The organism is Streptosporangium minutum, from assembly GCF_002149035.1.
GTDB classification, from domain to species: Bacteria; Actinomycetota; Actinomycetes; order Streptosporangiales; family Streptosporangiaceae; genus Streptosporangium; species Streptosporangium minutum.
On sequence record NZ_NGFP01000334.1, the window covers coordinates 1 to 8,678 of the forward strand.

11 protein-coding genes and 1 tRNA gene are annotated in these 8,678 nt (G+C 67.7%); 10 read left to right on the forward strand and 2 right to left on the reverse strand.

The window, feature by feature from the left end; genetic code table 11:
* Nucleotides 1-309 precede the first annotated feature (309 nt).
* Together CA984_RS40250 and CA984_RS40255 are read left to right on the forward strand one after the other, a co-directional pair.
* Nucleotides 310-600 (forward strand): hypothetical protein, encoded by a 291-nt coding sequence (locus CA984_RS40250; protein WP_086578611.1) that lies wholly within the window; start codon nucleotides 310-312, stop codon nucleotides 598-600.
* A 281-nt stretch (nucleotides 601-881) separates the two neighbouring features.
* Nucleotides 882-1,613 carry a GntR family transcriptional regulator gene (locus CA984_RS40255; RefSeq protein ID WP_086578612.1) on the forward strand — a complete coding sequence of 244 codons (732 nt, stop codon included), beginning with the start codon at nucleotides 882-884 and terminating at the stop codon, nucleotides 1,611-1,613.
* Here the strand turns inward: CA984_RS40255 and CA984_RS40260 are convergent.
* Nucleotides 1,610-1,996, reverse strand: a complete 387-nt coding sequence (locus tag CA984_RS40260; RefSeq protein ID WP_133061924.1) for a hypothetical protein — start codon at nucleotides 1,994-1,996, stop codon at nucleotides 1,610-1,612. The two genes, CA984_RS40255 and CA984_RS40260, sit on opposite strands and share 4 nt — an antisense overlap.
* A gap of 159 nt (nucleotides 1,997-2,155) precedes the next feature.
* On the opposite strand from CA984_RS40260, the gene CA984_RS40265 reads away from it, so the two are divergent.
* From CA984_RS40265 to CA984_RS40290, 7 genes are all read left to right on the forward strand, one after another.
* Nucleotides 2,156-2,584: a plasmid replication, integration and excision activator gene (locus tag CA984_RS40265; RefSeq protein ID WP_086578614.1), complete on the forward strand. Its 429-nt coding sequence runs from the start codon at nucleotides 2,156-2,158 to the stop codon at nucleotides 2,582-2,584.
* Nucleotides 2,584-2,856 carry a hypothetical protein gene (locus CA984_RS40270; RefSeq protein ID WP_086578615.1) on the forward strand — a complete coding sequence of 91 codons (273 nt, stop codon included), beginning with the start codon at nucleotides 2,584-2,586 and terminating at the stop codon, nucleotides 2,854-2,856. The genes CA984_RS40265 and CA984_RS40270 overlap by 1 nt, the downstream gene beginning before the upstream one ends.
* 82 nt (nucleotides 2,857-2,938) lie before the next feature.
* On the forward strand, nucleotides 2,939-4,363 hold the full coding sequence (locus tag CA984_RS40275) for an FtsK/SpoIIIE domain-containing protein (protein WP_086578616.1): 1,425 nt from the start codon (nucleotides 2,939-2,941) through the stop codon (nucleotides 4,361-4,363).
* A complete protein-coding gene (locus CA984_RS46750) occupies nucleotides 4,360-4,509 on the forward strand; it encodes a hypothetical protein (protein ID WP_165781602.1) in 150 nt (49 codons plus the stop codon). The genes CA984_RS40275 and CA984_RS46750 overlap by 4 nt, the downstream gene beginning before the upstream one ends.
* On the forward strand, nucleotides 4,506-6,167 hold the full coding sequence (locus CA984_RS40280; RefSeq protein WP_086578617.1) for a replication initiator: 1,662 nt from the start codon (nucleotides 4,506-4,508) through the stop codon (nucleotides 6,165-6,167). The genes CA984_RS46750 and CA984_RS40280 overlap by 4 nt, the downstream gene beginning before the upstream one ends.
* Before the next feature lie 12 nt (nucleotides 6,168-6,179).
* Complete coding sequence (locus CA984_RS40285) at nucleotides 6,180-6,386, forward strand: helix-turn-helix domain-containing protein (RefSeq protein WP_086578618.1); 207 nt, start codon at nucleotides 6,180-6,182, stop codon at nucleotides 6,384-6,386.
* Nucleotides 6,386-7,711, forward strand: a complete 1,326-nt coding sequence (locus CA984_RS40290; protein ID WP_086578619.1) for a tyrosine-type recombinase/integrase — start codon at nucleotides 6,386-6,388, stop codon at nucleotides 7,709-7,711. Before CA984_RS40285 ends, CA984_RS40290 begins: the two co-directional genes overlap by 1 nt.
* Nucleotides 7,712-7,800: 89 nt before the next feature.
* Here CA984_RS40290 and CA984_RS40295 read toward each other — a convergent pair.
* A tRNA-Gly gene (locus CA984_RS40295) sits at nucleotides 7,801-7,874 on the reverse strand.
* Nucleotides 7,875-7,983: 109 nt separating this feature from the next.
* On the opposite strand from CA984_RS40295, the gene dcd reads away from it, so the two are divergent.
* On the forward strand, nucleotides 7,984-8,559 hold the full coding sequence (dcd, locus tag CA984_RS40300) for a dCTP deaminase (protein WP_086578620.1): 576 nt from the start codon (nucleotides 7,984-7,986) through the stop codon (nucleotides 8,557-8,559).
* Nucleotides 8,560-8,678: the final 119 nt, after the last annotated feature.

Genomic DNA, 8,678 nt, shown 5'->3' on the forward strand with positions numbered 1-8,678 from the left:
AAGAAGGGGGGCTTTGCGGGGGTCCTGCCATTCGCGAATTGCCGGTGGACTTGCAACCAAGCAACCACGGTACGTCAGCCCGCCTTCCGCCGCAGGGAGCGCGGATCAAAACGAGGAGATGGCGACGGTGACCCGGCCAGACGAGACCAGCGAGACACGCCCCTGCCCTGCATGCCGGGGACGTGGAACCAAGCTGCGCAGCTCGCGCCGTGCCCTTCTCCTCGGCGAGAGCGGCGATGACCACGAGACACACGGAGAACAGCAATGTCTCGACTGCCTCGCAAGCGGCCGGGCCGAAAGGAACGCCAGATGAACCCGATCATGCAGACTGCTGCGGCCCATCTGTCCGAACAACGGCAGGAGAACGAGGCCCTTGCCCTCATTCTCCTTCGCGATGCGCTGCTCCCGCTCGGAGTCCGGGCGGAACTGCGCGACAACGACACCGCGCTGATGATCCCCCGTCCACAGGTGGGGCTGCCGGTGTGGGTGTTCGTCGGCTACGGCGGCGCCTACTTCTCCTGGCAGTCCGCCGAGAAACGCCACCCGGTGAGCGACGTGCCGGGCGCGGCCCAGATCTTGGCCGACTACGTCGGTCTCTGAGACGGGCGCGGCGGGGCGGTGAGCCCCCGGTCAGGAGGGGGCCGGGGAGCGTTACCCCTGCCCCGTCGCGCCTTTCATCTCCCGGCAGGCAGGCAGGCAGGCAGGCAGGCAGACAGGTCGGCGCGTGCAGCCCGCCCCCGTAGCGCACGCCTTCCCCCGCTGTCTGCCTGCCGGGCCCCTTGCTTTCTCCGGTCCGCCTGTCGGCGGTGGCGTGACAGGCGAGGAAAGCCAAGTTACGCTCTAACTTGGTAAAACAACCTGTCGGGTGATGGACGGTCGTAATGTCGCTAGAGTCCGTACCGCCGAAGTACGCACAGCTCGTGCAGGCGCTGCAACGGCGCATCGAGTCGGGGGACTACCCTCCGGGCTCGCTGCTGCCCAGTGAGAACCAGCTCATCAACGAGTTCGGCGTCTCCCGGCCCACCGTGGTCGCCGCCCTACGGGTGCTACGCGAGCAGGGGTGGATCGACTCCCAGCAGGGCAAGGGCCGGTTCGTGCGCGGCCGACCGGCGATGGCCTCGGCCGAACAGCCCCGCCCTGGACAGGCCTACCTGACCGCCCCGGAGACCGCCTCGGCCGGTGAGGTGATCGAAGCGGCGGCCGTAGCCGTACCCAACCGGATCGCCGCCTTGCTCAACCTGGCCCCGAAGAGCAAGGCGTTTTTGCGCCGGCGCCTGATCAGCCGGGACGGCGAGCCCACCGAGGTCGTCTCGGTGTGGGTGCCGCTGGAGCTGTCCGAGGGCACCGACCTGACCAGCGCCGAATCGCTCCCGCAGGGCCTTCGCGAGCACCTCCAGTCCCGCAAGGGGGTGCGGTTCGATCACATCGTGGAACAGATCACCGCCCGCATGCCTGCCACGGCTGAGGCCAAGCAACTCGGCATGCCCAAGAACACGCCGCTCCTGGCGGTCTACGGCGCGGTCCGGGACGCCTCGGGTACGGCTCTGGCCGTGGTGGAAGTGCTGCTCCCGGCTGATCGGCACGAGCTGGAAGACGCCTATCCGATCGGTTAACAGCCAGGTACCCCTGCCTCCTTGTCCGGCGGTGCCGTACAGACGGGCAGGTCTTCACGATAGATCGGGCTGCCGCTGTCCTTGGGCGCGATCACGATGATCAAGGTTCCGATCGCGGCAACGATCACGCCGTAGGCCCACATCCCTCCCTTGTTGTTGAGTGCAAGGGCGATGAACAGGCCGACGACTGGGGTCCCCAAGCCCAGGCCCAGGGCGGTGATCGCCAAGACCTCGGCGAGTTGTGCGTTCTTCGCCTCGGCGCCTGCCAGGGCGAAGCCGAACACAAATGCCAGGTAGGCCGAGAGTGGCGTGCCGATGAACCAGATGACGCCGAGTACGCCCAGTGCCGTACTGCCCCGCCGTGCAGTGTTGTCCGACGTCATGATCATTAGTATTCGCCGCCGGCTATCGGCGGGGAAGCACGGCAAGCTTACGGTTCCACCCGATAGCTAACTCCGTTACTTGACCTACCAAGTTGCGAAACGTATTCTCAAAACACTTGACAGGTTAAGTGCCGGTCACTCGGTAAGAGGAGTGCCATCATGGCTCTGCAAGGACCCATCCCCGTCGGCTTCGACATGGTCTTCCCGCACGGCTGCTACGTCGTCGGAGAGGTCGAGCCGGTCAAGGACTTCGACGCCTCCACCAATGGCCGTTTCGTCCAGTCCCGCGACAAGACCACCGGAGAGCTGGTGTGGCAGGTCGCGGTCATGGACGCCGACCCCACCGTCAAGCCCGGACAGAAGACCGTGGCCGTCAAGATCCTCGCCCCTGTCCAGCCCGTACCCCCGGCCCCCATGCCGGGCCTGCCCTTCACCCCGGTCGAGTTCGACCACGTCACCGTCACCCCCTACGTCAACGGCACCGGACGCCTCGCCTACTCGATCAAGGTCCGCGCGATGCGCGCTCCCCGCACCGGTACCGCTCCCGCTACCAGGAACATCGTCACCCCCGCAAAGGACGCCGCCTGATGACCCGCCGCAGAACCCACCGCGTCAGCATCATCAACCTCAACACCGGTCGCGGTGCCCGCGCGACCAGCTACCCCTACCCGGCCCGCACGCCGGTTCTGGCGCTCGACTTCGGAGCTGTCTCGGTCCTGGTCACCACCTCGGCTAGTGACCTGGTGACCGCCGCCGACGTCGATTTCGCCCGCCAACTTGCCCGCGAGGCGCTGTCGTTCGCCCGGTTGGTCGAGCGCTCCTTCCACGGTCTGGCCAACGGCCAGGGCATCGCGGCCTGACATGGAAACGGGGCCGCTGGAACTGGTCCTTCCGGCGGCCCCTCATCTCCCCGGATGCAAATCAAGAGAGGGCTCAAGCCTAATGTTCAAAAAACTGCCCGGCGACGAGGCGCACCACCTCGTCTCCACCACCCCGGACACCGCCGTCGTCTTCCGCCCGGCTGTGGTCCAGACCCCGGCCATCATCACTGTCATCATCTTCGTCGGGCGGCTGCTGGCCGGCGCCGTCCGCCTGCTCTGGCGCCACCCGATCGCCTCGGCCGTCGTCGCGGCCCCCGGCGTGATCTGGACCCTGTACGGCTGGCGCGTCGCCCTGGCCGTGACCACCCTCCCCGTCTCGCCCCTCATCCCCTGGGCGTTCTTCGACCGGGCCTCGTTCAACCACTGGATCGGTTGGCGGCTGCTGGCCTGGTGGCGCCTGGTCTGGGTCTACCGGCGGCACTGGCAACCCGTGATGGTCATCTCCGGTCTCGGACGGCACGTGCGCGGCCGGGACTACCTACCCCGCCTCGTCGGGGTCTCCTGCACCTCGTGGGCCGATGTGGTCGCGGTGAAGATGCTCAGCGGGCAGGCCGTCAAGGACTGGGCCGACCGGACCGAACACCTCGCGCACGGCTTCGGCGCCGTCTCCTGCCGGGTCACCGTGGCACGTGCCGGTCGGCTGCTGCTCACCTTTCCCCGGTGCGACCCGCTGGCCGTACCGCTTCCGGCCGTCTCCGTTCCCGAGACACCGTCAGTCGGCCCGGTGGAGGTCGGCATGCAGGAAAACGGACAACCGTGGCGGCTCAAGGTTCACGGGACTCACGTCCTGGTCGCCGGGGCCACCGGGGCAGGCAAGGGGTCCGTCATCTGGTCGGCGATCCGCGGTCTCCTCCCCGCGGTCCGGGCCGGGCTGGTGGAGCACTGGGCGCTGGATCCCAAGCTCATGGAGCTGTCCTACGGCCGGGCCATCTTCGGTGACCGGTACGCGGCCTCTCCCAAAGAGTGCGCCGACCTGCTCGACGAGGCGGTCTCGGTCATGCAGGAGAGAGCAGCCCGATTCGCCGGGGTTCAGCGCAACCATGTCCCGACTGTGGAGGACCCGTTCGTCCTGGTGATCGTCGATGAGGTGGCGTTCCTGACCGCCTACCAGTCCGACAAGGGCTTACGGCAGCGCATCACGGCCGCGCTCGCCACCCTGACCACCCAAGGCCGGGCGGTCGGCGTCGGCGTCCTTGCGGCTCTTCAGGACCCGCGCAAGGAGGTCATGAACATCCGGAACCTGTTCCCCGACAAGATCGCGCTCCGGCTCGACGAGTCCGAACAGGTGGACATGGTCCTCGGCGACGGAGCACGCGACCGGGGAGCACTGGCCGACCTCATCTCGCCACGTCCTGAGGTCGGTGCCGGGGTCGGGTTCGTCCGCCTGGAAACCAGCCTCGACCCGATCCGGGTCCGCGCGGCCTACGTCTCCGACGAGGACATCCGGCACATGGCCCGCGACTCCGTCGGGGGTGAGGCCGCATGACCCTGGCCCACTTCCTCGACAACCTGCGCTGCTCGGTCTGCGGCACCCTCGACGCGCTCTGGCTCGACCCCGTGCGGGGCCTGGTCGAGTGCCAGGAGTGCGGACAGCGGGCGCTCGCGTTCCCGGAGATCGGAGAGTGCGAATGACCGAAGCTCAGACCGCGCTCCCGGCATCCCCGGCGCGGCTGGTGAAGACCGTTCTACCCTCCGCCTTGGAGGTCCTGGAGGCGGTGGCCGTACAGAACGGAGTCTGCGTCCGGCCGGTGCCGCTCAAGCGGATCGACCTCGCGACCGGCAAGGCGGAGATCGTCGACGTGCCGTGTGGCGCGACCCTGGAGAGCAAGTGCCCGAGCTGTGCCAAGCGCAACCGGCAACTCCGGATGGCCCAGTGCCGGGAGGGCTGGCATCTTGATCACGAGCCGGTCGTCGTCAGGAGCGATCCCGACGAGGAACAGCGGCGACTCGTCGAACAGCGGGCGGACCTCCAGGCGGCGCGGGACCGGGTCGAGAAGGCCGGCGACTCCACCGCCGAGATCGACGCGGTCATCGCCGACGTGGACACCCAGATCAGAGCGGCCGGGGTCCGGGGTGATGTCCTGCCCGACGACAGGCCCAAGCGCACACGGTCCACACGACGTCGGCAGGATGCTCCCGACCTTCCCAAGCGGCCCCATGAGGCTCGGACGGTGGGACAGACCTACACGGCCCCGGACGGCACGACCTACCGGCCCTCTCTGTTCGTCACGCTCACTCTGCCCAGCTACGGCAGGGTCCGGCAGGACGGCACACCCGTCGACCCGGACACCTATGACTACGTCCAGGCGGCCCGGGACGCTCTGCACTTCTCCAAGCTCCTGGACCGCTTCGTGCAGAACCTCCGCCGTGTGGCGGGCTATGACGTGCAGTACTTCTCCTCAGTCGAACCACAGCGGCGGCTCGCTCCACACCTTCACATGGCTGTCCGGGGAACCTTGCCGCGCAAGGAGGTCAAGGCCATCGCCGCCGCGACCTACCACCAGGTGTGGTGGCCCTCGGTCGAGACGGTCGTCTTTGAGGGCGATCACCTGCCCGTCTGGACGGACCGGCCCGAGCGCGCGGAGCCGTACCCGGACCGGCAGGCCGGCGACTACCTCGACCCGGTGACGGGGGAGCTGCTGCCGACGTGGGAACAGGCCCTCGACCGGCTCGACCAGGACGACGAGGCCGAGCCGTTCCATGTGCTCCGCTTCGGCGTCCAAGTGGACGTCCAAGGCGTGCTGGCCGGGACTCCGGATGCCGACCAGTGCATCCGCTACCTCGGCAAGTACCTGACCAAGTCGGTCGGGGACTGCCACGCTCCCGAGACCGAGACCCAGCGTCGCCACGTGCAACGCCTGGCCGATGTTCTGCGCTTTGAGCCGTGCGCGCCGACCTGCCCGAACTGGCTCCGATACGGCGTGCAGCCGAAGAACGCCAAGGCGGGCATGAGGCCCGGTGCCTGCCGGTCCAAGGCTCACAAGCCCGAACACCTCGGCTACGCGGGCCGTCGCGTCCTGGTCTCCCGCAAGTGGTCCGGCAAGACCCTCCGCGAGCACAAGCAGGACCGGCGGGCCTGGGTGATGGAAGCCCTCGGCCTCGCCGACGAGCAGCCCGCCGACCAGTACGCCTGGCGGCCGGTTCTCGCCGGTGATCCCGACCTGCTACCCCGTGCCCGTCGCCTGCTCAACCAGATCGCCGAACGCCAGCGATGGCGCATGGCCATGCAGCAGGCAGAGGCGAGAGCGACAGGACAACCAGATCTTTCGGCAACTTCACTGGCCGCCTGACAGGAGAACGCATTGGACGAACTACTCAAGGCCCATGAGGCCGCCGCACTGCTCCACACCTCGGAACGCTTCATCCGTCGCCTGATCGCGGAACGGCGGATCGAGTTCGTGAAGGTCGGCCGACACGTCCGCATTCGGGAGTCCGCGCTGCTCGCCTTCATCGTCGCGGGAACGGTCGAGCCCCTGACGACGTCCGACGTCACCAGAAAGGCGGCCTGATGGCCAAGGGGAACCATCGCCGTTTCGGCAACATCCGTCAGCTACCGCCCGGACGCTTCCAGGCGAGCTACCTGGGGCCGGACGGGCGGCGGCGTATGGCTCCCGAGACCTACGAGCGCAAGGGCGACGCGGAACGGGCGCTCACCCTGATCGAGGCCCGGATGATCTCGGGGGAGTGGACGGACCCGGATCGCGGGAAGATCAAGCTTCAGGACTACGCCGAGACATGGATCTCCCAGCGGCCCGGTCTCCGGCCACGCACGCTTGACCTCTATCGCTGGCTCCTCAAGAAGCACGTCACGCCGTATCTCGGCAACGCTGCGGTCGGCAAGCTCTCCACCGCGATGATTCGGCAGTGGCGGGCCGACCTGCTCGGCAACGGGGTCTCGGTCTCCGTGGCGGCCAAGGCATATCGCCTGCTGCGGGCCGTGCTGATGACGGCGGCCGAAGAGGATCACATCCTCTCGCACAACCCGTGCCGGATCCGCGGGGCCGGCGACGAGCACGCCCAGGAGCGCCCGGTGCTCACCGTGGCCCAGGTCTTCGAGCTGGCCGACCTCGTGGGCCGTCGTCCGGTCGGCAATGTCCGCAAGCTCAAGGACAACGCCTATCGGTTGCGCTTCCAGCGGCACGGCGAGATGCGCACCCATCCGGAGGTCTTCACCACACGGGCGGACGCCGAACGGGCGCTGTGGAAGATGGGCACGGACGGTCGGGCCGACCGCACCCATGACCGGCGCTTCCGCGCCCTGGTGCTCCTGGCCACCTTCGCCAGTCTGCGATGGGGTGAGGTGAGCGCGCTCCGCCGCAGTGACATCGACCTCGGCGCTGGGACGGTGCGCATACGGGTGGCCTTCGTGGAGCGCTCGACCGGGGGACTGGTCCTCGGTCCGCCCAAGTCCAAGGCTGGCCGGCGCACTGTCGGCATCCCGCAAGCCATCGTTCAGGCGCTCCGGGAGCACATCGCCACCTACGTCCAGGACGATCCCGGCGCGCTCGTCTTCCCCGGCGCGAAGGGCGGCCCACTCCGGCGCAGCGGCTTCAACACCCGTACGCGCTGGGTCGGTGTGGTCAAGGAGATGGGCGTGCCAGGTCTGCACTTCCATGATCTTCGGCACACGGGCAACATGCTCGCCGCCGAGTCGGGTGTGGGTCTCAAGGACCTGATGGCCCGGATGGGACACGACAACGTACGCGCCGCGATGATCTATCAGCACGCCGTACGGGGTGCCGACAAGGCGATCACGGATGCGATCGACAGGCAGCTTGAGAAGCGGGACGACGATGAGGACGGCTCAGCCGGGGTGCTTGCCCCCGTCGGCTAATTGCACGTTAATTGCACGGAAGATCGAGAACGCCCTAGAGACAATCAGGGCCCGGGTCGGGAATCAATCCCTGACCTGGGCCTTTGGAGTGGAGCGGGTGACGGGAATCGAACCCGCGCTGTCAGCTTGGGAAGCTGATGTTCTGCCATTGAACTACACCCGCAGCGGTCTGCCGCGTCCACCACTGTAGCGGAAACTCGGGGCACTCTCGCAGTCCGCGGAGTGGAGTTTCTCGGTCTGCCGGGGGGCACGGCGTTGGTAGGTTGCCTCACGTGCTGCTTTCCGATCGTGACATCGTCGCCGAGATCGAGTCCGGCAGGGTCAGGCTTGACCCCTTCCAGCCGGAGATGATCCAGCCTTCCAGCGTCGACGTGCGTCTGGACCGTTATTTCAGGGTCTTCGAGAACCACCGGTACCCGCACATCGACCCGGCGATCGAGCAGCCCGATCTCACGCGGATGGTCGAACCCGAGGGTGACGACCCGTTCATCCTGCATCCCGGGGAGTTCGTTCTGGCCAGCACCTATGAGGTCATCAGCCTTCCGGACGACATCGCCTCCCGGCTTGAGGGGAAGAGCTCGCTGGGGCGGCTCGGTCTGCTCACCCATTCCACCGCGGGCTTCATCGACCCGGGGTTCAGCGGGCATGTGACGCTTGAGCTCTCCAATGTCGCGACGCTGCCGATCAAGCTCTGGCCCGGTATGAAGATCGGTCAGTTGTGCATGTTCCGGCTCACTTCGCCGGCCGAGCATCCCTACGGCTCGCAGAAGTACGGCTCGCGGTACCAGGGGCAGCGCGGACCGACGCCGAGCCGTTCCTACCTGAACTTCCACCGCACCCGCATCTGAGCCCACTCGGGCCTCAGGTGGCCCATAGGGGGTCTGTGGGGGACCCCGCTCACCTGAGCGGGCTTTCGGCTGTGAGGGCCGTAGAAGCCCATCTGGGGCGGACGGGGGCAATCCCGGGT